A 25,331-nucleotide genomic window follows, 5' to 3' on the forward strand; every position below is an offset into this window, starting at 1 on the left:
TTACAGCACTCCCATCGTTGCTTCCCTTTTCAATCAGTATAGCATTGATTGTTTTTATAAAGTACTTTTAATATAGTCTTCAACAAATTGTAATGCACTTGTTATATTCTCTGGAGCGGTGCCGCCACCTTGTGCCATATCTGGGCGGCCACCCCCCTTACCTTCGACTGTTGAAGCCATGCCTTTCATGATGTCGCCGGCTTTTAGGCGGTCGGTCAATGATTTAGGCACAGTCACGACAAGGGATACCTTGTCGCCATTCACCGAACCAAGCGCAATTACGGTATCTTGGGCCCGTGACTTTAGACGGTCCATCGTTTCTCTCAGTTCCTTGGCACCTTCTGCCTGGACTTCCATGGATAGCACTGGCACACCATTGATTTCCTTGGTTTCGTGGGTGGCCTCTGCGAGCTTTTCATCTTGGCGAGATGCCTTCAATTCCTTGATTTCATTGTGCATCGTCTGGTTTTCAGCAAGCAGTGCCGAGACCTTCTTGTTGACCTGGCCTTCTTTGACCTTCAGATCTTTGGCAATCTCTTTCACAACTGCTTCCTTCTCTTTATAGTACTCAACTGCGTATTTGCTGGTGACGGCTTCTATACGCCTGATGCCTGCCCCGATACCTGTTTCAGATATTATCTTGAAAGTGCCGATTTCACCGGTGTTTCTGACATGGATGCCGCCGCATAGCTCTATCGAGTACTGGTTGATGTCCACTACGCGGACGACGTCTCCATATTTCTCGCCGAACAGTGCCGTAGCACCCTTTTGTTTTGCTTCTTCTATCGGCATTTCCTCGATCTCTACCGCCATATTGCGGTAGATGTTGGCGTTTACTATATTTTCTATCTGCTCGGTTTCTTCTTCACTCAACCCTTCAAGGTGGGAGAAGTCAAAACGCAGCCGTTCTTTTTCTACAAGCGAACCTGCCTGGTTGACATGATCGCCAAGCACATCTTTTAATGCCTGATGCAGGAGGTGCGTTGCAGTATGGTTTTTGATGATGAAGTTACGGCTCTCTGCGTCCACTTCCAGGTCATATGTGGCACCTTTGGAAAGCGTACCTTCCGAGATGTGTGCCACATGCACATTCTGGCCGTTCGGCGCCTTGTAGACTGAGTTGACTGTAAGTTTTGTACCGTCTGACTGGATTTCCCCTTTGTCTGCCACCTGTCCGCCGCTTGTCGCATAGAACGGTGTGCGGTCAAAGATGAGTTCCACGTCCTGGCCCGCTTCTGCAGCATCCACCTCATTATCCGCATGGATGATATGAAGCAGAACCGCTTCTTCGCTTTTGGAAGTATAGCCGGTGAATGTGCTCGGCGCGGTAAGGCGTGCCAGCGTTTCAGACTGGACCTGCATCGAATCACCCGATTTCCGGGCATTCCTTGCCCGTTCACGCTGCTGTTTCATCTCTTCGATAAAACCTGCTTCATCAACCGTCATGCCGTCATTCTCTGCATATTCCTTGGTCAGTTCATATGGGAATCCGTAGGTGTCGTAGAGTCTGAAGGCGTCTTCACCACTGATGACATTATCATCCTGCTGCGCTTTCTTCTTGACCTGTTCGTAGATTTGGATGCCTTCATCAAGCGTCGCAAGGAAACGCTCTTCTTCTTTTTTGATGACTTCCTTGATGAATGCTTTGCGTTCGCCCACGTTCGGATAGAAACCTTCCATGATTTCAGATACCGGTTCCACCAGGTCAAACATGAAGGCCCGGTTGATGCCGAGCTCTTTGCTGAAGCGGACTGCGCGTCTGATCAGACGTCTTAATACATAGCCGCGTCCTTCGTTTGAAGGGAGGGCGCCATCCGCAACCGCAAAGCTGACGGTGCGGATATGGTCGCTTATCACCTTGTACGCAACATCGGCTTCGGCATCTGCGCCGTAACGGTGGCCACTGATCCGGCTGATCTCAGCAAGGATCGGGGTGAAGAGGTCGGTATCGAAATTGGTCGGCACTTCCTGTATGATGCTGGCCATCCTTTCAAGCCCCATGCCCGTATCAATATTCTTTTTAGGCAGTGGTGTATAGGAACCATCTTTGTTGTGGTTGAATTCACTGAATACGAGATTCCAGATTTCCAGATAGCGTTCATTTTCGCCACCCGGGTACATCTCATCCGCCGGAGCCCCCGGTTCAAAATCCGGACCGCGGTCGTAGAAGATTTCACTGTTCGGGCCGCACGGACCTTCCCCGATATCCCAGAAGTTACCTTCTATGCGGATGATGCGATCAGCTTCAAGACCGATTATCTCCCGCCATATCCTATAGGCATCTTCATCTTCCGGGTGAACGGTGACATAGAGGAGTGATGGGTCGAAACCGATCCACTCGCTGTTAGTCAGGAAGTCCCATGCGTAGCGGATCGCATCTTCCTTGAAGTAATCCCCTATCGAAAAATTGCCGAGCATTTCGAAGAATGTATGGTGACGGGCTGTAAAGCCGACGTTCTCTATATCGTTTGTCCTGATCGCCTTCTGGGCGTTGACGATTTTGGGGTTTTCCGGAATGGTACGGCCGTCAAAATACTTCTTTAGAGTCGCCACTCCCGAGTTGATCCACAGCAGAGAATCGTCATCTATCGGTACAAGCGGTGCACTCGGCTCCACCATATGGTTGTGTGCCCTGAAGTATTCGAGGAACATATCCCTGATTTCGTTGCCGGTCAGTCTTTTCATTACAGTCACTCCTTAGTTTTTAAAATAAAAAAAGATCCCCCCAAAATATGGGACGATCTGAACCGCGGTACCACCCAAGTTATGACACTGTCATCACTTTGTATATATATAAAGTGGGTGGAGATTAGCACGTGAAAGGATGCGTCATTGCTCTCAGCTGCCGCAATGTCTCTGTCCATCACAATCCAGTCACTCGGGATCTCCACTTGTTTTAACCTTGATTTGATTATAGGAATATTCACCGGATCTGTCAATTGAAATCGTAAGGTGTGACGCCTTCCATATTTATCATGGCAGGGATCTGGAACATTTTCGATTCGGTCAGGACTTCAGGCATCTCGTCTTTCGGCGCCTCATCCTTGCCGAAGAGCAGGCGGATCATCTCGGCCAGCGAAGTGCGTCTGTGGACGCCCTCTTTCTCCAGGGAATCATAGAATGCTTCCTGGTCTCCACATAATATGAGCGATTCTTTGGCACGCGTGATGCCTGTATAGACGATGTTCTTCATCAGCATATGGCGGTAGCTTTTGACGACCGGCATGATGACGATCGGGTATTCGCTCCCCTGTGCTTTATGGATGCTCGTACAGTAGGCGTGCGACAATTCTGTCAGTTCTTTGCGTTCGTACGCGATATGGATGCCGTCATAATCAACCAGAATCGTATCCTTTTCTGCCTCATCCTCATCCTTGAACAGTATGGAATCGATCACTCCAGAGTCACCGTTAAAGACATTGTCTTCAGCCCGGTTGACGAGCTGTATGACTTTGTCACCCTTCCTGAATATGACATCGCCAAAGGCAATTTCATTTTTATCTTCAGCTTCAGGATTGAGGATGGTCTGGAGAATGCGGTTGAGCTTCAGTATTCCGGCGTCCCCTCTATAGATGGGGGCCAACACTTGAATATCACGCATATCATATCCTCTGTCGACCGCTTTTTTCACCACATTATCCACGATGTCCGGGATATGGTTCATTTTAGCGGGGATGAAAAGGCGGTCTTTGAACTTTTCGGTGATGTCCATTTTCCTGCCTTCTTTTATCTCGTGTGCCAAGCGGATGATCGAAGATCCTTCCCCCTGACGGTATATGGTATCGAGCTCGGTCGTCGGAATGACGCCAGACTCGATCAGATCTTTGAACACGGTCCCGGGCCCGACGGATGGCAATTGATCGCGGTCCCCGACGAACACCAGCCGCGTGAAAGGTTTGACGTTGCGCATCAGCTGAAAGAACAGCCATGTATCGACCATCGACATCTCATCTATGATGATGAGGTCTGCATCGATTTCTGCATCGATCACTTCATCCTTACCGGTATCCATGCCCCACCCTATCATACGGTGGATGGTGGACGCCTTGATGCCTGCAGTTTCACTGAGGCGCTTGGATGCCCGGCCAGTGGGGGCGACAAGCCTGATCGGGTATTCGTCACCCTCATACTCGTCAGCGGGCTTCAAGTCGTTCAATTCATGGTAGGCGTTGATGATGCCTTTGACGATTGTGGTCTTCCCTGTGCCGGGACCGCCTGTAATGATGGAGATCTTTTCAGTCAATGCCTTGATCATGGCGGATTTCTGCCTGTTATTATAGTGGATATCGAAGCGTTCACCGACATCCGCGATGATTTCGCCCGCCTTCTCTTCACCCGCTGACACTTCCGATCGGTCATTCATCATGCGGAAGATCTGCTCGGCTGATTTATATTCGGAATAAAAGAGGGAAGGAACATAGATGCGGTCCTCATACTGGACGAGCCGGTCGTTGTCTGACAGCTGATCGATCGATCGGCTGATGGCCTCGTCCGAAAAGTACTGCTCGGCGTCATGGTTCAGCAATTCCCGCGTCATTCCGACAAGAGTATCCCGTGTCGCATAAGTATGGCCATCAGACATGATGACACTCTCCACCAGATACATGATACCCGCTTCAAGACGGCTGATATCATCTTTACCGATGCCGGCGTTCATCGCTATACGGTCCGCGGTATGAAAGCCGATGCCATCGATGTCCATAACCAGCCGGTAGGGCTCCTTCTCAATCACCTGGAGGGCCTGGTCCTGGTAGGTCTTCAATATTTTGGCGCTCATCCTGGCACCAAAACCTAGATCGGTCAGTTTGATGACCAGACGCTCAGTCTGGCTGTTCTCCAATATGCGGTAGTGGATCATATCGCGCTTCTTTTTGGACAAGCCTGCCACATCATTTAGTACACTCCGGTCATCTGCAATTTTTTTCAATGCATCGACGCCAAGGGTTTCAATGATCTTTTTGGCTGTCTTTTCCCCTATTCCAGGAAACGTATCCCCTGAGAGGTATTGGATCAGCCCGCGCATCGTCGTCGGCTGCTCTTTCCTGAACGTGTCCGCACTGAATTGTTCCCCGAAACGTGCATGACGGGTCACTTTTCCTGAGAACCTGTACGTGTCCCCTTCTGCGACCGCGTGGAAGTAGCCCGTGACGATCGCTTCGTCACTGAAGTTCGTATTCGTTTCATTGATGAGTACCTTGAGCACAGTAAAACGCGTCTGTTCACTGACGAATATGACGCGCTCCACTTCCCCTGTTATGAATGTGTCATCGTAGATTGTAGATTGATCCAAATGGAATCACCTTCCTCGTTCCGGTCCTCTCAATCGTTGAGTCGTGCAAGTGCATGATGGGCAAGATGATGGTCCTCTTGAATCTCTATTGCGCGCTGAAAATGGCCTATCGCCTGCGCTTCATCATCTTTCATGAGTTTCACCAGTCCAAGGTTATATTCCGCATCCGCGTTCTCTTCCATGGACAATACTTTCTTCAATAAGGTCTCTCCGGGCCCGTACAGTCCGACTTGACAGCAGAGGAGCCCATATTGGAACGCGATATCCGTATCCCCGGGCTTTACTTCATGTGCTTTTTCAAAAAACTGAATGGCCTGTTCAGGTTCGTTCAGATGAACATGGCTCATGGCCAGCATGAAATTCAGGTCACCATCGTCTGGGTTGCGGGTGTAGGCCAGCAGGTAGAGCCTCACCGCCTCCTTGAACCGTTCATTATCGAAGTAGACGTTCGCGAGTGCATAGTATGCGCTCGTACTCGCCTCATTCAAGGTGATCGCCTTCTGCAAAAACCGCTCCGCTTCTTCCTCCTGGCCGGCCCGATGCAACAGGTTTCCGGCGTTGATGTAATGCGCTTCTTCCTCAGGTGATGCCTCTATCTCCTTGAATATCTCCTTAAGTGCCTCTTCAGTTCTACCCTCTTTGATCAACTGTTCATATCTGATGGTCATTATGCAAGATACTCCAATTCTTTTGATTCTTTGAATATGCGGTCTATCGTCGCCCCACCGAGACATACATCACCATCATAGAAGACGACTGCTTGACCAGGTGTGACGGCGCGCGCCGGTTCATGGAATTCTACAAGCAGCCTATCGTCCATCTGCTTGACGGTGACCGGTACATCTTCTTGGCGGTATCTGAATTTGGCGGTGCATTCAAACGTTTCCGGTACTGGATTGATGAAGTTGATGTCTGAAGCCTCCAGGCTGGAAGAAGACAATGCTTCATTGTCGTAGCCGGACACTACATACAATTCATTCGTTTCAAGGTTTTTCCCTGCCACGAAGTACGGTCCTCCGTCTCCGCCGATGCCGAGGCCTTGACGCTGTCCGATCGTGTAGTACATGAGGCCGTCATGACGGCCTTTATCTTCCCCGGTATCCATATTGATCATGCGTCCCGGATTGGCAGGCAGATAACTGCTCAGGAATGTCTTGAAGTCCCTTTCGCCGATGAAGCATATGCCGGTCGAATCTTTCTTGTCTTTTGTGGCCAGGTCATATTCGCGGGCCAGCCTGCGCACTTCCTTCTTGTCCAAGTGGCCAAGTGGGAACATCACTTTGGATAATTGCTCCTGGGAGAGTTGGTTGAGGAAATACGTCTGATCCTTATTGTTATCGGTGCCCCTCAGCATCTTTGTACCTTCCTCGTCATGCACGACTTGTGCATAATGTCCAGTCGCAACGTAATCTGCCCCAAGTTTCATGGCGTGATCAAGGAACGCCTTGAATTTTATCTCCTTGTTGCACATCACATCAGGGTTCGGAGTCCGCCCTTTCCTGTACTCCTCGAGGAAATATTCGAATACTCTGTCGTAATATTCCTTCTCGAAGTTCACTGAGTAGTACGGTATGCCGATCTCCTCGGCTACCAGGCGCACATCTTCATAGTCTTCTGTAGCGGTGCATACGCCATCTTCATCCGTATCGTCCCAATTCTTCATGAAGATGCCTATTGTATTATAGCCCTGATCTTTCAGGAGCTTAGCTGTCACTGAACTGTCTACGCCGCCACTCATGCCGACGACGACAGTTATATCTGAATTATTCATGTTATCCTTCCTTTCCGGGTATGCCTAACGCATAAGTCTTCCGTATATATCTTCAAGTGCCGTGACGATGGCTTCCACTTCCTCATCTGTCATCATGTAGGAGAAGCTGAACCGTATCGATTGGCGGTTGCGGTTCGATTCGCCGTACATCGAAGTGAGGACATGGGAAGGGTTCAATGTGCCGGCCTGGCACGCGGAGCCGGCTGAAGCATGGATGCCGGCCAAGTCCAATGCCGTCAGCATGAATTCTGCTTCGGCAAAAGGGAAATGGATGTTGATGATGTGGCTTGCCGACTTGTTGACGTCCCCGTTCACTTCAAATGGAATATCGGATTGTGTCAGCAAGTTGAGGAACTGCTCTTTAATCTGCATCTCCCGTATGCTTCTGCGCGTCATTTCATCGGATGCCTGCTGCATTGCGAGCGACAGGCCTTCGATCCACATGGTGTTTTCAGTGCCGCCGCGAAGATCCTTCTCCTGGCCGCCGCCTGTGATGAGCGGGATGAGTTTCACATCTTTACGCTTATAGAGCAGGCCGATACCTTTTGGCCCGTACATCTTATGGGCACTCAATGTCAGCAGATCCGCTCCGAGCTCTTTGACGTCTACCGCCATATGCCCATAGGCCTGGACTGCATCTATATGGAGCAAAGCCTTATGCTCCGACAACGCTTCTTGTATTTCATAGATCGGCTGCATCACGCCGGTTTCATTGTTGACCAGCATGACCGATACAAGCACCGTTTCATCCCGCAGGCTATTTTTGAGTGCATCGACGTCTATCGCGCCATCCGCGTTGGCTTGGAGATAGGTCACATCCGCCTCCAGACTTCTCAATGTGTTCAGGACGGAGGCATGTTCTATCTCGGTCGTGATGATATGGGGGCGGATGTATTGGTTCGCCACTCCTCTGATTGCCATATTGTTGCCTTCGGTGGCACCACTGGTGAAAAAGATTTCTGACGAAGAGGCGTTTAAAAGTTGTGCAATCCCCCTGCGCGCCTTCTCGATTTTGGCCCGGGCCTCTTTACCTGCCCGGTGAATGCTTGAAGGATTGCCGAAACCGTCATCTTCCAAGAGTGCTTTGCGGACCGCTCCATCCATAGGGGTGGTCGCTGCATAGTCTGCATATACTTCCATTAGAATCACCCATCTCCAAAATAGCTTTATTATACATTATAAGATTTTAACATGGAACGGTAGATTTTTATACTTTTGAAGCCCATTGTTAGACAAAATAAACCCAATGGATGATAATTGTCCATTATAAGGAGGATTCTATCTATGTCAAAACAACTGACCCCATCCATTCTTAATCTTGTGCCTGTACGTGAGGGCGGAGATGCCAAAGAGGCATTCAAGGATATGGTCGACCTCGCTGAACATGTCGATGGTTCAGATTACAAAAGGTACTGGGTGGCTGAACACCATAACACCACTTCAATCGCGTCTTCTGCGACGCGCCAACTGATTCATCACATCCTGCACCATACAGAACATATCCGTGTCGGGAGCGGGGGCGTCATGCTGCCGAACCACTCCCCTCTAATCGTTGCAGAGGAGTTCGGCACCATGCACGCCATATTCGGTGACCGTCTGGACATCGGCCTCGGCCGTGCCCCTGGCACTGATATGCGTACCGCATCCGCCATCCGCCGCAACAACCATGATGGCGTCTATACATTCGGCTCGGAAGTGGAGGAGATCCGCAAATACCTTTCGGATGAAAAGACCCAGGTCGTAGCCTTTCCAGGCAACGGCACAGAAATCCCGCTCTATATACTCGGCTCTTCCACCGACTCTGCACACCTTGCGGCCCGTCTGGGACTGCCATACGCTTTTGCGGCGCACTTCGCTCCAGATCATATGGAAGCAGCCTTCAAGATCTATGAACAGGAATTCGAGCCTTCCGACCAGTTGGCGGAACCATATAAGATTGCCTGCCTGAATGTGATCATGGCCGATACTGATGAAGAGGCGAAGCACCTCTCCACGACGATGGCCCAATTCGTCCTGAATGTCATCAGGGGCGGCGGTAAAAAACTGCAGCCGCCTGTTTCAGACATGGAGTCAATCTGGACGCCGCCTGAAAGGCAGATCGTCGAAAGCCGCTTCCCTGTAGCGATCATGGGCAGTGAAGCCACTGCGCTTGAGAGGCTGAGGTTGTTCCAGAATAAATTCGGTGCAGATGAAATCATGGCTGTGAGCTACATCTATGATAAAGATGCCCAGAACTATTCCTATGACCTATTCGAAAAGATCGTCAGAAAATATAATGGCAGATAGAAATTCCCGGGATGCTTACATCCCGGGAATTTTTCTGCATATATCCACTTTTTCGTGATGGCAACCACGCACGCTGTCCAATTGTTCAAGTACCGCGGCGGCCTCACTGCTTTTGCATAGAGTCAGCAAAGTCGGCCCCGCTCCGCTGATAGTCGTGGCGATAGCGCCTGCCTGTTCAGCCGCTTGCCTCACCGCATCGTATTCGGCGATCAACTGCCGGCGGTAGGGTTCGTGGTAGCGATCCTGCGTCATCAGTTGGCGCATGGCCTTATAGTCATTGTTCATGATCGAGAGCAGGAGGACATTATTCAAGGCATTCTGACGCACGGCATCCTGCCTACTGTATGTTTCAGGCAAGGCCCGTCGGGCTTCTTTTGTATTCATCTCATAAGGGGGGACACTGATTACCGCCGATAGGCCTTCGATGTCCATCACATGGTAGAACAGCTCTCCATCATAATACCCGACGAACAGTCCTCCTGTAACGGCAGGCCCGATATTATCCGGATGGCCTTCTATTTCGCTGCCAAGGAGCACTTTATCGTAAACCGTCAGACTCAGGCCGCAAAACCGATCCGCAAGCTCTATGCCGGCGACTATGGCTGAAGCGGAACTTCCGAGCCCATGGCTGAGTGGGATGTCACTGCCCATTCTGACCTCAAGACCGGGCAGTCGGCACCCATATTTCCGGGCGATATCCCGGGCTGTACTTATGACAAGATTAGTCTCATCGTCCGGCAGCACATCAAGAAAATCATCCTCGAATATGATGTTGAATCCAGAATCTTCCATCGCTTCTATATGAAGATACTTTTCGAGTGCCAGACCGACGGAATCGAAACCCGGGCCAAGGTTGGCGCTCGTGGCCGGGACCTTAAACCGATGCATCATTTTCACCCAGGCCTTCAATGTAGTCGATGATCTGGCCCTCATCGTTCGGCAACAGCTTCGGCTTCTTTATGATCTGTTCCATAGCCGTCTCAGGATCCTTCAGCCCATTGCCGGTAAGGACTGCCACGACGGTGGCGCCCTTTTCAATCTTACCTTCTTCAAGCGCTCTGATCATGCCTGCTGTGCTGGCGTTGGATCCTGGTTCTGCAAAAATACCCTCGGCTGCCGCCAACATTTCATAGGCTTTAAGAATCTCCTCATCCGTCACCGATTCTATCAGACCACCTGATTCATCACGGGCTTCTACAGCCAGCGACCAGCTTGCCGGGTTGCCGATCCGGATTGCTGTTGCGACCGTCTCCGGCTGTTCAATCACCCGATCATTGACGATGGCCGCCGCCCCTTCTGCCTCAAATCCGTATATCTTCGGCAGACCGGAGTCATTTTTGGCATCATATTCCTTGAATCCTTTCCAGTACGCTGAAATGTTGCCCGCATTGCCGACTGGGATCGTCAGATAGTCCGGTGCCGTCCCTAAAACTTCAGCGATTTCAAAAGCTGCCGTCTTCTGACCTTCCAACCGATATGGATTAACTGAATTGACCAGCGTGATGCCGTCATTTTTTTCGGCGATTTTACGGACGACCTTCAATGCTTCATCAAAATTCCCCTGGATGGATATGATTTCCGCGCCATACATCATCGCCTGGGCCAGCTTGCCTAGGGCAATCTTGCCTTCCGGCACGACCACGATGGTCTTGAGCCCTGCCCGTGAAGCGTAGGCGGCTGCTGAAGCTGACGTGTTGCCGGTGGAGGCGCAGATGACTGTATGGGCACCCGCTTCCTTGGCCTTGGCGACTGCCATGACCATTCCCCTGTCCTTGAAGGAACCGGTCGGGTTGTGGCCTTCCACCTTCGCATAAAGTTCTGCTTCGAACTTCCGGCTCAGTGCATCGAGCCGGATAAGAGGCGTCCCCCCTTCATATAGGGTAAGGCGCGGTGTGTCATCATCCACCGGCAGATATGCTTTATATTCTTCAATCAGACCTCTCCAATGCATCGAATCAATCCCCTTCCACTTTATAGGTTACATAAATGCTGTCATTATTCTCCACCAATGCCCGCAGCTTCTCCGGTTTGATCGCGGAGGTGATGACCACTGCCGCTTCCCTGCGCTCGATGAGTTCATAATCTATCCCATGCTGCGACAACTGTTCCCTGGCGGATATTTCATCGACGGTGAACCGGATGTAGAATCTTTTAGGGCTGACATCTTCTGTGATGGCTGCCTCGTATGCCGGAACCAGATTCTGTTCCACACGCTCCATACGCCTAAGGCAGCTGATCAGGTCGGATACTACAGCGGAGGCAGTTTCCCGACCGCCGGCACCCGGCCCGTAAAACATCGTTTCCCCTACCGCATTGCCCCTTATATATACTGCATTCTTCTCGTCGGATACTGAAGATAGCTGATGATCATCCGGCAGGAAGACGGGCGCCACTTCAATTGACAGCTGGTCATCATGGAATGCACTCCGGCCGATCAGCTTCATCGTCAATCCGGCATTGCTGCCTGCTTTTATGTCTCCCAGTTCTACTGAATCGATGCCTTGTGTCCCGACTTTCCCGATATCCACCTTGCGGTTGTAGGCCAGCCGGGATAACAGCACAATTTTCCTCTGGGCATCAAAGCCGGCCACGTCATTTGTCGGATCAGCTTCTGCATACCCTTTTTCCTTGGCGGCATCAAGCGCTTTTTCATAATCCCAACCTTCACCAGTCATCTTGGTCAATATGTAGTTGGTGGTGCCGTTCAGTATCCCCATCACTTCCTGTATGCGGTTTGCGTTCAGACCTTGACTGATGCCGTTAATAATCGGTATGCCACCGGCTACACTGGCTTCATACATCAGCATGGCACCACTCCTGTTCGCCGCTTCAGACAGTTCATCGATATGTTCTGCAAGCATATCTTTATTCGCGCTGATGACATGCACCCCTTTCTGGAGGAATCCGAGCAGCATGTCCCGGGTGGAGGCCACACCGCCCATCACTTCGGCCACTACATCTATATCTGCGGCATGAATCTCATCGACGTCATCCGTTATGGTTACACCGCCAAGCTCGACTCCGCGTTCCTTATATCTATCCCGGACCAGGACATGGCTGATGGAGAAGCTGGTACCGATTTGCCTCTCAATCTCCGGACGGTTCATCTGAATGATTTCCATCACTCCGGAACCCACCGTCCCCATACCGAGTATTGCCACTTTCATGCCACCATCACCTTTCTCCTATCATGCTTTCATATAAGACTATATATTAGAGAGAAAAGTCGGATAATTCAAGCGGCAATTTAAATAAGGGTACACATTATATGATTTTTGATGTATTATTGTTTTTAAAATTCAGAAAAGTAGAGGTGCAAAGGAATGAAGGTAGCTAAGTTTGGAGGCAGTTCCCTCTGTAATGCAGCACAGGTCAAAAAGATTGCCGATATAATGAAAAGTGACAGCGAACGCCGCATTGCGGTCGTTTCCGCCCCCGGCAAAAGAAGCACTGGCGACACGAAGGTGACGGATATGCTGATTGCCCTACATGCCAACCACACTGCCGGCCTGCCAGTCGAGGAGATCATCACGGATATCATAGGGAGATTTGCCGCAATGGTCGATGAACTTGGACTGGAACACCAACTGCTGGAAAATTATGAAGGTATATTGCGCTCACATCTGGCGAATATCAATGAGAAGAAGCGCCTCCTCGACGCCCTGAAGTCATGCGGCGAGGATTTTAATGCGCAGCTGGTCAGCGCGTATTTGAATAAAATAGGCGTCGATGCCACTTACATGTGCCCTGGTGATGCGGGGATAATGGTTACGGATGAGCCTTCCAATGCACTGCTGCTTCCTGAATCCTACGCCAGACTGGAAAAGTTGAAGGACGCCGGCCAAGTCGTGGTGATCCCCGGGTTCTTTGGATATTCAAAAAGCGGTCAGATCGTCACTTTCCCAAGAGGAGGGTCGGATATTACAGGAGCCATTGTGGCACGTGCGGTTAATGCATCACTCTACGAAAACTTTACGGATGTCAGCTTCATCTATTCGGCCGATCCGTCCCGCATCAGATCTCCTCATAAAATCGAGGAGATCACCTATCGCGAAATGCGTGAGCTGTCATATGCCGGGTTCGGCGTATTCCACGATGAAGCACTGGAACCTGTCTATAAACAGAATATCCCCATCATGATACGCAATACGAATGCCCCGGAAATAGAGGGGACGAAGATTGTAGCCGAAAGGGAGTATACACCCAGCATGCCGGTCATCGGCATCAGCTGCGATGAGGGTTTCACATCGCTCACAATGAATAAATACCTCATGAACCGGGAAGTCGGTTTTACAAGACGGCTGCTGCAGATCATGGAGGACCACGACCTCTCCTATGAACATATCCCTTCGGGTATAGACAACCTTTCGATCATACTCCGATCAAAGCAGTTCGAAGGCAATGATAAATTGGCGGCGGTCATCGCTGATATCGAAGATACGCTTGAAACCGAGTCGATACATATCGAAAACGACCTTGTACTGATCATCATAGTCGGAGAAGGAATGAAGCATCACATCGGCATCGCTACGAAGACAACGGTGGCTCTTAGTGAAAATGACATCAACATCAGTATGATCAACCAGGGGGCTTCAGAAATCAGCATGATGTTCGCCGTAGCCCAAAAAGATGCCCAGAAGGCGCTTCATGCAATCTACTATAATTATTTTGATGAATCCTGAAAATCAGGCTACAATAGATGGACACCTACCCCTCACCATATATTAAAGGGAGTCGGGTTCGGAAAAAGCATGGGAGGCCCGCAATGATATTCAGAAAAAGGATCGAACATATAAGAAGATACCGGGAGATTGCCCTGGCCTTCTCCAAAAGTGGTTTCGGATTTATCGTAGAAGAGTTGGGGCTTGATGAGGTTCTGTCCCTGCCAAAGAAAATGCTGCTTAAAAAGGATGGCACACACATCGAAAAGACGCGCGGAGAACGCATACGCCTCTTTTTGGAAGAAATGGGTCCCACATTCATCAAAGTAGGCCAGATTGCAAGCACCAGGCCTGACCTTCTGCCGGAAGATATCATCGAGGAACTATCGAAGCTGCAGAGTCACGTGCCTTCTTTTCCATACGATGAAGCAAAAGAAATCATCGAGCACTCTTTGGGAGCTGGGATGGATGATATCTTTTTGGAGTTTGAACAGGAAGCAATCGGGTCCGCCTCCATAGGCCAGGTCCACAAGGCCAAGCTTGTAACCGGGGAAGCTGTTGCAGTTAAGGTGCAGCGCCCGAATATCGAAAAAATCATCCGCAACGACCTGGAAATTCTGCAACAATTGGCATTGATGGCAGAATCCCGTATGGAATGGGCCCGCCAATATCAGCTGGTGGACATGATGGAGGAGTTCTCGAAATCCATCATAAATGAGCTCGACTACACCATCGAAGGGCGTAATGCAGATAAGGTCGGCAAACAGTTCAAAGATGACGAGGTCGTCCATATTCCAGAAGTCTACTGGGATGTCACGACGAAAGATGTGCTCGTGATGGAGTTTATAGAAGGCATTCAAATTGGAGACCTCGATTCACTGGCGGCTGAGGGGTATTCAAACGAAGTGCTTGCAGAGCGTCTCACACACGCAATTTTTCATCAAATCCTGATTGAAGGATTCTTCCATGGCGACCCACACCCTGGGAACATCACCGTAATGGACGGCGGCGTCATCGGATTCCTCGACTTCGGCATGGTGGGCAAGATGACGCGTGAGATGAAGTCGATCTACGGCTCGCTGCTCATCGCCATGATGAAAAAAGATGCAGACGGCGTCGTCCGCGCCATAACACGGATGGGGGTCGTGCCGGACGAGGTCAATATGAAGATCCTCAAAAAAGATGCCGAACTGCTCCGCGACAAATATTACGATGTTCCGCTCAGCCGCATGGACCTCGGTGAAGCTGTACAGGACATCTTCCATATAGCGAACGAGCACCATATCAAACTGCCGACGGATTTCACGATGCTCGGCAAGACCATTCTGACGCTTGAGAGCATCGTCCGTGAACTTGACCCGGACTTCAGCATCGTCGATGTAGCAGAACCTTTCGGCAGGCAGCTCCTGAGGGAGCGGTACAACCCTAAAAATGCTGCGGATCATGCGTGGCGCAGCTGGATCGAATTCACCGATGACCTAAAGGATGTTTCCGGTAATGTCCACGAATTCTCCAAAGGATTGAAAGGTCGCAGTGTCCCTGTAGAACTACAGGTGAAGCGGAGCGAGGCGTTCATGAAGCGTCTCGACCGGATAGGCAACCGATTGACGTTCAGTATCGTCCTGCTGTCCTTCAGCATCATCATGGTCGGCCTCATCATCAGTTCCGCATTGACCGACCAAGCCACCGTCCTCTTCAATATTCCGGCTATAGAAATCGGCTCTGTGGTAGCTCTACTGATGTTCATCGGTATGATCTATTCCATATTCCGTTCGGGAAGATTTTAGAAAAAGCCCTGGAGGTCTGTAGTGACCCCAGGGCTTTTTCATATTATATATAGAACATGTAGTCGTCGATTTCATCGTCATCGTGGTTCACCATATCCGAAAGCGTAGTGTGGTCGAGCACGTCACGAAGGGCGTCCCGTATCCTGCCCCACAGATAGCGTTCCGTATCGGTGTCCTTATCATCACCTTCAACCGCAACGATATTCTCTTCCAGTGTCCTGAAGATCTTCCCGACAGTGATCTCATCCGGCGCATGGTTCAATTCATAGCCGCCATAGGCGCCCCGTGTACTTTTGACGAGTTCTGCACGTTTTAAGTTCGTGACAATCTGTTCAAGGTATAGGTCGCTGATCCCCCGCTCGTCGGCAATGGATTTGACGCTGCGCTTATGCTCACCGTAGCTTCTGGCTAAAGCCAACATAAAATAGAGACCATATCTCCCGCGTGTAGAAATTTTCATAAAGCACCTCATAGTTTAAGTTCATATTTATATCAGTTATAGTAGTATTAAATATATCATAACTCTGAAACAGGTGAAAATATGTCAACTCAGCCACTGAGCTTTAGAATGCGACCAAAAACGATAGATGAAGTCCTCGGCCAGACCCACCTTGTCGGTGAAGGCAGCATCATCCGCCGGATGGTGACGGCTAAACGCCTTACATCAATGATCCTCTATGGCCCACCAGGCATCGGCAAGACCAGCATCGCGAGCGCAATTGCAGGTTCGACAAGTTACAAATTCCGTACCTTGAATGCTGTCACCAATACGAAGAAGGATATGCAGATGGTGGCCGATGAAGGGAAGATGAGCGGTAGCGTCATCCTCCTTCTTGATGAGATACACCGTCTGGATAAGGCTAAGCAGGACTTTCTGCTGCCGCATCTGGAAAATGGCAACATCATACTGATTGGCGCCACTACTTCCAACCCCTACCACGCCATCAATCCAGCCATCAGGAGCCGATGCCAGATTTTCGAATTGCACCTGCTCGATCCGGAAGATGTGGAAGTGGCCCTTAGCCGCGCGCTGGAAGATACCGGACGCGGCCTTGGGGATATGACCATAAATATCACCGATGAAGCGCTCGAATATCTGTCCGTGACAAGTCAGGGTGATGTCAGAAGTGCGTTGAACGCTTTGGAACTGGCAGCACTCAGTTCCGACAAAGACGCAAGTGGCGCCGTCAATATTTCATTGGATGACGCACGTGCCTGCATGCAGAAGTCCGACCTGCTCTATGACAAAGACGGCGATCAGCACTACGATGTGATGAGTGCCTTCCAAAAATCAATCCGCGGCAGTGATGTTGATGCTTCGCTGCATTACCTGGCCCGTCTGATAGAAGCAGGCGACCTTGTCACCATCGTCAGACGCCTCCTTGTCATCAGCTATGAGGATGTGGGGCTTGCGAACCCACAACTGGCTTCAAGAACCCTGGACGCCATCCATTCAGCGGAACGCCTCGGGTTTCCGGAAGCGCGGATACCCTTGTCCCAGGCCGTCATAGAACTTGCCCTATCACCGAAATCGAACAGCGCAATTAAAAGCATCGATGCCGCCCTATCGGATATCAGAAAGAAAAAGACAGGTAGTGTGCCGAAGCACTTGAAGGACGCGCACTATAAAAGTGCAGAAAAACTCGGCCACGGTGTCGGCTATAAATATCCGCATAACTACCCGAATCACGTCGTCAGGCAGCAATACTTGCCGGATCCTCTGAAAAGTGCAGCATACTATCAGAAATCAGATGTATCCAAATACGAGAAACAGCTCGCCGAAGTATATGATAAGCTCAAAAAGATATAAAAAAATAAGCACCGAATTTTACAATTCGGTACTTATTTGGAATATCCGAGCTTAAGCCGTGTGTTATTGTTGATTATTTTGGCCTGCTAATTGCAGGTGGGTGCCCAGTTTCCTACTCCAAACGTCCTGTCGGACAGGCATGTTTTTCATAGGAAAACCTATCAAGCTCCCGTTTATAAAAGTGTTAGGTCAAAATATAATTCAACACATCACGAACTTCTCAGATATTCCTCTTAAACACATAATAGCACATGCCTCGAAAAAAGGAAAGGAAAATGAATACGTTTTCTCTGTTTGACTTCCCCCAACCCACCGTCAGTCTGTAACAGTTATTCCCTTCACAAGAACCGAGGACCCTCATAGAAATACCGGCAGGCTAGAGCCTGCCGGTATTTTTCTATTCTTCCGTGTTTACAGAAATATGCAGCTCATCCAATTGTCTTGGATCGACATGTGAAGGAGCATTCATCATCAGGTCACCGGCACTTGCCGTCTTAGGGAAGGCGATGACATCACGGATGTTGTCTGTACCGGCCAGAAGCATCACGAACCGGTCCAGACCATATGCGATTCCGCCGTGCGGAGGTGCGCCGTATTTAAACGCTTCAAGAAGGAAACCGAACTGCTCATCGCGTTCTTCTTCGGTGAAACCGAGTGCTTTGAACATCTTCTTCTGAAGTTCGGCATCATGGATGCGGATCGAACCACCGCCGAGTTCATAGCCGTTCAATACGATGTCATAGGCATTCGCCTTCACATCTTCCGGACGATCCTCCAATTTGCCTATATCCTCTTGCCTTGGCGAAGTGAACGGATGGTGGGCCGCGAAATAACGGTCTTCCTCGTCATCATATTCAAGCAGCGGCCAGTCGGTCACCCATAGGAAATTAAACTGATCCGCCGGTATCAGCTCGAGATCCCGGGCAAGCTTGTTCCGCAAGTTGCCGAGTGCGGCATTGACGACTTTTGCAGAGTCCGCCACGAATAGGATAAGATCATTGTCGACCAGGGAAAGCGTGCTTGAGAGTTCCGACTGCTCCCCTTCATCGAAGAATTTGGCAACCGGACCGCTTAATGCGCCCTCATTCACCTTCAACCAAGCCAGTCCTTTAGCGCCATAATTTTTGACGAACACTTCGAGCTTGTCGATGTCTTTCCTCGAAAACTTATCGGCCGCATCCTTCACGACAATCGCTTTGACAAGTCCGCCGTTATCGACTGCAGATCGGAATACTTTGAATTCGGATTTACTGCTGAATGCGCTCAAGTCATTCAACTTCATGCCGAATCGCGTATCTGGTTTATCCACACCGTATTCAGCCATCGCCTCGTTATAGGTCATCCTCGGGAATGGCAGTGTGATGTCCATACCCTTTACATCCTGCATGACGTGGGCGATCATCCTCTCATTCAGATCCATGATCTGCTCCTGGTCCATGAATGAAGTTTCAATATCAATCTGTGTAAATTCCGGTTGGCGGTCGGCCCTCAAATCTTCGTCGCGGAAACATTTGACGATCTGATAGTAGCGTTCCATGCCGGACAGCATAAGAAGCTGCTTATAGATCTGTGGGGATTGGGGCAATGCATAGAATTCACCTTCGTGGATCCTGGAAGGCACCAGATAGTCGCGTGCGCCCTCTGGCGTAGACTTGGAGAGTACCGGCGTCTCGATGTCGATGAAATCCTCATTATCCAGGAAATTCCTGACACTGCGGTTCAATGAGTGTCTGAGCTTCAATATGCTCTGCAGTTTCGGCTTCCGTAATTCAAGGTATCTGTATTTCAACCTGAGGTCTTCGTTCGTCGTGTCGTCGGTGATCTGGAATGGCGGCGTCTCTGATTTAGACAGCACTTCCACTTCATCTGCAAACACTTCGATACGCCCCGTCGGAATATTGTCGTTCCATTGTGACTGGTCACGTTCATGCACTTTGCCGGAGATAGCGATGACATATTCCGTACGGATGCGGTCGGCAATATTTAATGCCGATTCGGATACTTCCGGGTTGAAGACCACTTGAATCACACCTTTACGGTCCCTCAGATCGATGAATATCAGACCGCCTAAATCGCGTCTCTTCTGTACCCATCCCTTTAGGTTCACCCGTTCTCCAGTCATCTTTTCTGTGATTTCCGCTGTATGTCTCCTCATGATCCTACCTCCTCGATTAGTTCAACAAGTACTTTTATATCTTCAAGTTTGACTTGCTTCGTGCTGCCGTCTGACATATTCTTCAGCTCGGCTGTATTCGTATCCATTTCTTCTTCACCTATTACGATCGTATGCTTGGCACCTTTACGGTCGGCATCCTTCATCTGGGCCTTCAACTTCCTGTTCTTATAATCCATATCCGAACTGATGCCTTCAGCGCGCAGCTGATGGATCAGCCGGCTTGCTGCGGTTCTTGATGCATCGTCCAGCGTACAGATATAGAGATCGATGCCTTGGGGCTTAGGAATTTCAATGCCTTCAGCCTCCAATGCCATAATCAGACGCTCGATGCTGAGCGCAAAACCGATACCCGTTTCAGTCGGGCCGTCCAGCAATTCCAGCAGACCATTATAGCGGCCTCCGCCACATAGTGTGGTGATTGCACCAAATCCTTCTGCATCGCTCATCAGCTCAAATGCCGTGTGTGTATAATAATCGAGGCCCCTGACCAGGTTATAGTCGATTTCATAGCCGATGCCGAGTGCATCGAGGTTGATTTTGACCTGTTCGAAATACGCTTTTGATTCTTCATTCAAGTAATCGTAGATTCTAGGCGCCTGTTTGACGAGTGGGTGATCACGGTCCTTCTTGCAGTCAAGGATGCGCATCGGGTTCGTATCGATCCGGGATTGGCAATCTGAACAGAATTCCCCGATGGATGGTTTGAAGTGTGCCACCAATGCTTCATTATAGGCGGAACGGCTATCCTGGTCACCGATCGAATTGATGTAGAGCTTCAGATTCGAAAGGCCGAAAGACTTGTAGATCTGCATCAGCATGCTGATGACTTCCACATCGATAAGTGGGTCTTCTACGCCGATCGCCTCTATACCGAACTGCACAAATTGGCGGTAGCGCCCCTTCTGCTTCCTTTCATAGCGGAACATCGGCGCAATGTAATAGACCTTGACGGGCTGATTCACATCATGCTGCATCTTGTTCTCTATATAACTTCTGACGACAGGTGCGGTTCCTTCAGGCTTCAAAGTCATGCTGCGGTCGCCCTTGTCCTGGAAAGTGTACATTTCCTTATTGACGATATCAGTGGAGCCACCGACGCCTCTGACGAACAGCTCAGTCGATTCAAAGACCGGTGTGCGGATTTCACTGTAATTGTAGTCCTGCGCAATCTGGTGGAGACGCGCTTCGATGAATTGCCATTTATAGGTGTCTTTAGGAAGGATATCCTGCGTACCTCTAGGTATTTGTATCATTATAAACCACTCCATTTCCGAAAATTAAAAAAAGCCCCTTATATCCACTTGGATATAAGGGGCGATTACTCGCGTTGCCACCCTGATTCAGCCGATAAAAGGCCCTCTGGCATATTAACGGCTGCCACCGCCCGGCGCACGGGGTTCTACCAAAGTGTCGGTTCATGGATACGGATGATGAGTCTGTTTTCAGCCTCGACAGACCTCTCTGGACATCACCCTATCCCCCTCTTTGGATCAAAGAACAGTTTTTCATTTATATAGTATATTAATATTATGGCTTAAAGCCGATGAAGTCAAGCATTCATTTCAAGTACTCTACGATTCCGTCGGTAAGACCCTGCACCATCAGTTCCTGATAATGCGAAGTCAGGAGGATGCGGTCATCCAATTCATTGCTCAAATAGCCAAGTTCAACAAGGACCGCGGGATAATCCAGTTGCCATGTCACCTGATAGTTCATGCTGTGGACCCCGCGGTTCCTGAAATAGGAGCGGGCATCCAGTGCATTATTCAGCGTTTCGGCAAATTCCTTTTGATGTGGATACGTATAATATGTGGTGAATCCGGTGACGCTCGGATCATCCATGGCATCGCTGTGCAGGCTGATGAACAGGTCGCCTTCAACTTTCCTGGCATCAAGCGACGCGAAGGTGTCCTGCTCCCTTGTGAGTAGCACTTCTGCACCGTGCCTTTCCAGTTCTTCCTTCAACTGGCTAGCCAGTCCGTAGACGATTTCATCCTCTGTAATGCCCGAGACACTCGTCGCCCCCGGATCTTTGCCACCATGGCCCGGGTCGAGCACTATAGTCGTGCCTGAAATATCATATTCACGCGGCTGCAGGTCAATTGGCGCCTCGTTGCCTGAAGCCTTGAACATATGGCCGGTTGCGGCGGTGATGAAGACTATCAGGGAAGCGGCCAACAGAAAAGCCACAGGCATCATATACACATGCTTTTTGTACTTGATGAAAAAGATGACTGCACCAAATGTGTTGACGAGAAGCCTTTTCATCCATTCCATCACAATATGTTTCCATTTTCCGCTTCATACATGAAGGTGATCGGCCCTTCGTTGTTGATCTGTACATTCATCATTTCACCAAAGAACCCTTCTTTCACCGTCAGGCCCTGGTCCTTCAGATGGGAATTGAAGACGTCATAGAGATGTTTGGCCTGCTCCTTGCCGGCTGAATCGGTAAAGCTTGGACGGTTACCTTTTTTCACATCGGCGTAGAGCGTAAATTGGGAGATGCTGAGGATTTCCCCGTCCACATCTTTGATGGAGAGGTTGATCTTCCCATCCCTATCTTCAAAATTCCGGCTGGCGGCAATCTTCTCGGCGAGTTTCCTCGCATCCGCCTCCGTCGAATCTTTGGAGACGCCGACCAGCAGGCAATATCCTTTTTTGATTTCATTGTAAAATTCATTGCTTATCACTGTCGCACTTGACACCCTCTGCAATAAGACCCTCATTCATTCCACCTCATTTAAATACCCGTTCTACACTGTAGATGTCAGGCAGCTGTTTAATCTTGTCGACGATCCGATACAAGTCTGTGACATTATGGACCATCACCGACAAACTTATTTTGGCATGATTATCGATATCAGCCCGTCCGTTCACCCGGGTGATCGGGAATTTCGTACCGGCAATCATATTGAGCACTTCGTTGACGAGCCCCTGCCTGTCATACCCTGTTATTTCCAGATCGGCCTGATATTTACGGTCCTTATCCTTATTCTTCACCCACTCCACATCTATGAGCCGTTCGGTCTCATTTCTGATGTTCGGACAGCTTGTTACGTGGACCTTCACACCATGACCTTTCGTGATGAAACCGATTATCTCATCGCCCGGTATAGGGTTACAGCATTTGGAGAGGTTGATGAGCATATTATCCATGCCTTGTACATAGACGCCGGACTCCGTTGAAATCTCCTTATAGTGATGGGTCCTGTCTATCTCTTCCACCACATTCGATTTCTCTTCAGTGACTTTGAATTTCTCCATCAATCTGTTTGTCACCTGCTGGGCTGTTATGCCACCAAAGCCGACCATCGCAAACAGATCATCCTCACTATTTAAGTTATAGCGTTCAAGGACAGGCTCCATATGTTGCGGCTTCAAGATATTATCAGGTTTGTATTCGCGGTTCTTTATCTCATGCTCGACCGCAAAACGTCCTTTTTCTATATTGCTCGCCCTATCCTGCTTTTTGAAGAAGGCGCGTATCTTATTTTTGGAGCTTGATGATTTGACGAGCTTCAGCCAGTCCAGGCTCGGACCGTAGGATTGCTTGCTGGTCCTTATTTCGACGATTTCACCCGTCGATAACTCATAGTCGATCGGGACAATCTTACCGTTCACTTTCGCCCCGATCATCTTGTTGCCCACTTCCGTATGGACCTGATAGGCAAAGTCGATTGGGATTGCCCCTTTCGGCAGCTCGACCACGTCCCCATTCGGTGTGAAGACATACACTTTATCGCTTAGCAGGTCCGTCTTCAACGCCTCCATGAATTCTTCCGCATCCGGTGAGGATGTCTCCTGGTCTATAAGATCCTGGAACCAGTGGAGGCGCTTGTCGCGTGAAGGTTCTTCCTTGAGCTCTTTCCCTTCCTTGTAAGCCCAATGGGCTGCCACACCATGTTCCGCTATATCATGCATCTCATATGTCCGGATCTGGATTTCCAGAGGGTCCCCGTTCGGACCGACGACTGTGGTGTGGAGCGACTGGTACATGTTCGGCTTGGGCATGGCGATATAATCCTTGAAGCGGCCGGGCATAGGTTTCCATATCGTGTGGATGACACCGAGCACCGCATAACAGTCCTTAATGTTATCCACCAGCACCCGGATGGCAAGCAGATCGAATATCTGGTCGAACTGCTTATGGTCCTTCTTCATTTTTCTGTAGATGCTGTATATATGTTTAGGCCGCCCTGATAGCTGTCCTTTTATTTTGGTGGTGGCCATCTCTTCATCGATGCGTTCCATTGCTTTATTGATGACCCCTTCACGTTCGCTCCGCCGTTTCTTCATCAAACTCACAATCTTGAAATACTGCTGAGGTTCTATATATCTGAGCGCGATATCCTCAAGCTCCCATTTGATGCTTGAAATACCTAGCCTGTGTGCAAGTGGCGCATAGATTTCCAGCGTTTCCTGTGAAATTCGTATCTGCTTGGCTTCAGGCATTGCTTTTAGCGTCCGCATGTTATGCAGCCGGTCCGCAAGCTTCACTAGGATGACGCGGATATCTTTGGCGATGGCGATAAAGAGCTTCCTATGGTTCTCCGCCTGCTCTTCCTTCTTGGACTTGTACTTGACCTTTTCAAGTTTCGTTACACCGTCCACTATCACTGCAACCTCTTCATTGAACATACCCACAAGATCTTCAAAAGTATAGGGGGTATCCTCCACCACATCATGAAGGAACCCCGCGATGATGGTGGGACCGTCAAGCTTCAACTCCGCAAGGATTCCCGCAACTTGTACCGGATGTAGTATGTAAGGCTCTCCACTTTTCCTGTATTGTCCTTCGTGCGCTTCATGTGCCAGTTCGTATGATTTTTCTATCATGCCCATATCGGTCTCATTCATATAGGCGCTGCACATTTGTATCACTTGATCCGCACTATAGGGATATTCCTTGTTCATGTCCTCACCCCCTCCCATTACACTGATTAGAATCATCATACTATAAAATCCATTTCAAATAAATGAATGTAGAAAAAAAGCCTGTTTCCACAGACTTTATAGCGTGCTATTGTGCGTAAGTAATCAGAGAGAGGGTGTCATATCCCTCAAGGCGCTTCTTACCTTCCAGATACTCCAGTTCTATAAGGAAGGCAATGCCGACGACGATGCCTCCGAGCTTCTCAACCAGATGAATCGTCGCTTCAATCGTCCCCCCGGTAGCGAGGAGGTCATCCGTGATGAGTACGCGCTGGCCGGGAGAAATCGCATCCCTGTGCATAGTCAGGATATTCAAACCGTATTCCAGGTCATATTCGTACTTGATGACTTCCCTCGGCAGCTTCCCTTCTTTCCTGACAGGAGCAAATCCGATGCCCATGCTGTATGCCACAGGACACCCGATGATGAATCCCCGTGCTTCCGGACCGACGATGATATCCACTTGTTTTTCCTTGGCATATTCGACGATCTGGTCTGTTGCATAGCCATATGCCCTGCCATCGTCCATTATAGTCGTGATGTCTTTGAAACTGACGCCTTTTTTAGGCCAATCCTGTACTTCTGAAACATATTTTTTTAAATCCATTTTTACCC

The 25,331-nt window shown here is 49.6% G+C and carries 19 protein-coding genes and 1 other RNA gene; 4 read left to right on the forward strand and 16 right to left on the reverse strand.

The genetic code is table 11. The annotated features are described in order from the left end of the window. Window positions 1-54: 54 nt before the first annotated feature. The 5 genes from alaS to ACZ5LF_RS06905 form a co-directional block, all read right to left on the reverse strand. On the reverse strand, window positions 55-2,685 hold the full coding sequence (alaS, locus tag ACZ5LF_RS06885) for an alanine--tRNA ligase (protein ID WP_380570260.1): 2,631 nt from the start codon (window positions 2,683-2,685) through the stop codon (window positions 55-57). 250 nt (window positions 2,686-2,935) lie between these two features. Beyond that, on the reverse strand, window positions 2,936-5,290 hold the full coding sequence (gene recD2 / locus ACZ5LF_RS06890) for an SF1B family DNA helicase RecD2 (protein WP_380570259.1): 2,355 nt from the start codon (window positions 5,288-5,290) through the stop codon (window positions 2,936-2,938). Between the two features lie 29 nt (window positions 5,291-5,319). Beyond that, a complete protein-coding gene (locus tag ACZ5LF_RS06895; RefSeq protein WP_380570258.1) occupies window positions 5,320-5,958 on the reverse strand; it encodes a tetratricopeptide repeat protein in 639 nt (212 codons plus the stop codon). Next, a complete protein-coding gene (mnmA, locus tag ACZ5LF_RS06900) occupies window positions 5,958-7,061 on the reverse strand; it encodes a tRNA 2-thiouridine(34) synthase MnmA (RefSeq protein WP_380570257.1) in 1,104 nt (367 codons plus the stop codon). The genes ACZ5LF_RS06895 and mnmA overlap by 1 nt, the downstream gene beginning before the upstream one ends. 24 nt (window positions 7,062-7,085) lie before the next feature. Further along, on the reverse strand, window positions 7,086-8,201 hold the full coding sequence (locus ACZ5LF_RS06905; RefSeq protein WP_380570256.1) for a cysteine desulfurase family protein: 1,116 nt from the start codon (window positions 8,199-8,201) through the stop codon (window positions 7,086-7,088). Between the two features lie 144 nt (window positions 8,202-8,345). Here ACZ5LF_RS06905 and ACZ5LF_RS06910 point away from each other — a divergent pair, with 144 nt between their 5' ends. Then, a complete protein-coding gene (locus ACZ5LF_RS06910) occupies window positions 8,346-9,347 on the forward strand; it encodes an LLM class flavin-dependent oxidoreductase (RefSeq protein WP_380570255.1) in 1,002 nt (333 codons plus the stop codon). Window positions 9,348-9,362: 15 nt separating this feature from the next. Here ACZ5LF_RS06910 and thrB read toward each other — a convergent pair whose 3' ends face one another. From thrB to ACZ5LF_RS06925, 3 genes are read right to left on the reverse strand one after another with little or no spacing between them, the layout of a single operon-like run. Next, window positions 9,363-10,235 carry a homoserine kinase gene (gene thrB, locus ACZ5LF_RS06915; RefSeq protein WP_464759039.1) on the reverse strand — a complete coding sequence of 291 codons (873 nt, stop codon included), beginning with the start codon at window positions 10,233-10,235 and terminating at the stop codon, window positions 9,363-9,365. Further along, window positions 10,222-11,298, reverse strand: coding sequence for a threonine synthase (gene thrC, locus ACZ5LF_RS06920; RefSeq protein ID WP_380570253.1), 1,077 nt, complete (start codon window positions 11,296-11,298; stop codon window positions 10,222-10,224). The genes thrB and thrC overlap by 14 nt, the downstream gene beginning before the upstream one ends. 4 nt (window positions 11,299-11,302) lie before the next feature. Then, on the reverse strand, window positions 11,303-12,514 hold the full coding sequence (locus tag ACZ5LF_RS06925) for a homoserine dehydrogenase (RefSeq protein ID WP_380570252.1): 1,212 nt from the start codon (window positions 12,512-12,514) through the stop codon (window positions 11,303-11,305). A 156-nt stretch (window positions 12,515-12,670) separates the two neighbouring features. Between ACZ5LF_RS06925 and ACZ5LF_RS06930 the strand changes: the two genes are divergently transcribed. Together ACZ5LF_RS06930 and ACZ5LF_RS06935 are read left to right on the forward strand one after the other, a co-directional pair. Then, window positions 12,671-14,029 (forward strand): aspartate kinase, encoded by a 1,359-nt coding sequence (locus ACZ5LF_RS06930; protein WP_380570251.1) that lies wholly within the window; start codon window positions 12,671-12,673, stop codon window positions 14,027-14,029. 83 nt (window positions 14,030-14,112) lie between these two features. Further along, a complete protein-coding gene (locus ACZ5LF_RS06935) occupies window positions 14,113-15,795 on the forward strand; it encodes an ABC1 kinase family protein (RefSeq protein WP_380570250.1) in 1,683 nt (560 codons plus the stop codon). A gap of 43 nt (window positions 15,796-15,838) precedes the next feature. Here ACZ5LF_RS06935 and ACZ5LF_RS06940 read toward each other — a convergent pair whose 3' ends face one another. Continuing rightward, entirely contained in the window at window positions 15,839-16,255 is a 417-nt protein-coding gene (locus ACZ5LF_RS06940; RefSeq protein ID WP_380570249.1) for an RrF2 family transcriptional regulator, read from the reverse strand. An 81-nt stretch (window positions 16,256-16,336) separates the two neighbouring features. On the opposite strand from ACZ5LF_RS06940, the gene ACZ5LF_RS06945 reads away from it, so the two are divergent. Beyond that, window positions 16,337-17,605, forward strand: coding sequence for a replication-associated recombination protein A (locus ACZ5LF_RS06945; protein WP_380570248.1), 1,269 nt, complete (start codon window positions 16,337-16,339; stop codon window positions 17,603-17,605). Between the two features lie 38 nt (window positions 17,606-17,643). Here ACZ5LF_RS06945 and ssrS read toward each other — a convergent pair. The 7 genes from ssrS to ACZ5LF_RS06980 form a co-directional block, all read right to left on the reverse strand. After that, window positions 17,644-17,835, reverse strand: a non-coding RNA gene (gene ssrS, locus ACZ5LF_RS06950) — 6S RNA. A 167-nt stretch (window positions 17,836-18,002) separates the two neighbouring features. Continuing rightward, window positions 18,003-19,760 carry an aspartate--tRNA ligase gene (gene aspS / locus ACZ5LF_RS06955; RefSeq protein ID WP_380570247.1) on the reverse strand — a complete coding sequence of 586 codons (1,758 nt, stop codon included), beginning with the start codon at window positions 19,758-19,760 and terminating at the stop codon, window positions 18,003-18,005. After that, complete coding sequence (hisS, locus tag ACZ5LF_RS06960; protein ID WP_380570246.1) at window positions 19,757-21,034, reverse strand: histidine--tRNA ligase; 1,278 nt, start codon at window positions 21,032-21,034, stop codon at window positions 19,757-19,759. The genes aspS and hisS overlap by 4 nt, the downstream gene beginning before the upstream one ends. A 304-nt stretch (window positions 21,035-21,338) precedes the next feature. Beyond that, the gene (locus ACZ5LF_RS06965) at window positions 21,339-22,058 is read right to left on the reverse strand and encodes an N-acetylmuramoyl-L-alanine amidase family protein (protein WP_380570308.1); all 720 of its coding nucleotides are present in this window, start codon (window positions 22,056-22,058) and stop codon (window positions 21,339-21,341) included. Beyond that, on the reverse strand, window positions 22,058-22,510 hold the full coding sequence (gene dtd / locus ACZ5LF_RS06970; RefSeq protein WP_380570245.1) for a D-aminoacyl-tRNA deacylase: 453 nt from the start codon (window positions 22,508-22,510) through the stop codon (window positions 22,058-22,060). Before dtd ends, ACZ5LF_RS06965 begins: the two co-directional genes overlap by 1 nt. A gap of 10 nt (window positions 22,511-22,520) precedes the next feature. Further along, on the reverse strand, window positions 22,521-24,698 hold the full coding sequence (locus tag ACZ5LF_RS06975; protein ID WP_380570244.1) for a RelA/SpoT family protein: 2,178 nt from the start codon (window positions 24,696-24,698) through the stop codon (window positions 22,521-22,523). 106 nt (window positions 24,699-24,804) lie between these two features. After that, a complete protein-coding gene (locus ACZ5LF_RS06980; protein ID WP_380570242.1) occupies window positions 24,805-25,323 on the reverse strand; it encodes an adenine phosphoribosyltransferase in 519 nt (172 codons plus the stop codon). Between the last annotated feature and the right edge of the window lie 8 nt (window positions 25,324-25,331).

This window comes from Salinicoccus siamensis (assembly GCF_055391965.1).

Coding starts and splice junctions, on each gene's coding strand:
- dtd (WP_380570245.1), bottom strand. CDS start 22,510: ATGAGGGTCTTATTGCAGAGGGTGTCAAGTGCGACAGTGATAAGCAAT.
- ACZ5LF_RS06975 (WP_380570244.1), bottom strand. CDS start 24,698: ATGAACAAGGAATATCCCTATAGTGCGGATCAAGTGATACAAATGTGC.
- mnmA (WP_380570257.1), bottom strand. CDS start 7,061: ATGAATAATTCAGATATAACTGTCGTCGTCGGCATGAGTGGCGGCGTA.
- ACZ5LF_RS06895 (WP_380570258.1), bottom strand. CDS start 5,958: ATGACCATCAGATATGAACAGTTGATCAAAGAGGGTAGAACTGAAGAG.
- ACZ5LF_RS06930 (WP_380570251.1), top strand. CDS start 12,671: ATGAAGGTAGCTAAGTTTGGAGGCAGTTCCCTCTGTAATGCAGCACAG.
- hisS (WP_380570246.1), bottom strand. CDS start 21,034: ATGATACAAATACCTAGAGGTACGCAGGATATCCTTCCTAAAGACACC.
- ACZ5LF_RS06945 (WP_380570248.1), top strand. CDS start 16,337: ATGTCAACTCAGCCACTGAGCTTTAGAATGCGACCAAAAACGATAGAT.
- ACZ5LF_RS06905 (WP_380570256.1), bottom strand. CDS start 8,201: ATGGAAGTATATGCAGACTATGCAGCGACCACCCCTATGGATGGAGCG.
- ACZ5LF_RS06935 (WP_380570250.1), top strand. CDS start 14,113: ATGATATTCAGAAAAAGGATCGAACATATAAGAAGATACCGGGAGATT.
- ACZ5LF_RS06980 (WP_380570242.1), bottom strand. CDS start 25,323: ATGGATTTAAAAAAATATGTTTCAGAAGTACAGGATTGGCCTAAAAAA.
- aspS (WP_380570247.1), bottom strand. CDS start 19,760: ATGAGGAGACATACAGCGGAAATCACAGAAAAGATGACTGGAGAACGG.
- ACZ5LF_RS06940 (WP_380570249.1), bottom strand. CDS start 16,255: ATGAAAATTTCTACACGCGGGAGATATGGTCTCTATTTTATGTTGGCT.
- thrB (WP_464759039.1), bottom strand. CDS start 10,235: ATGCATCGGTTTAAGGTCCCGGCCACGAGCGCCAACCTTGGCCCGGGT.
- ACZ5LF_RS06925 (WP_380570252.1), bottom strand. CDS start 12,514: ATGAAAGTGGCAATACTCGGTATGGGGACGGTGGGTTCCGGAGTGATG.
- ACZ5LF_RS06910 (WP_380570255.1), top strand. CDS start 8,346: ATGTCAAAACAACTGACCCCATCCATTCTTAATCTTGTGCCTGTACGT.
- ACZ5LF_RS06965 (WP_380570308.1), bottom strand. CDS start 22,058: ATGGAATGGATGAAAAGGCTTCTCGTCAACACATTTGGTGCAGTCATC.
- alaS (WP_380570260.1), bottom strand. CDS start 2,685: ATGAAAAGACTGACCGGCAACGAAATCAGGGATATGTTCCTCGAATAC.
- thrC (WP_380570253.1), bottom strand. CDS start 11,298: ATGCATTGGAGAGGTCTGATTGAAGAATATAAAGCATATCTGCCGGTG.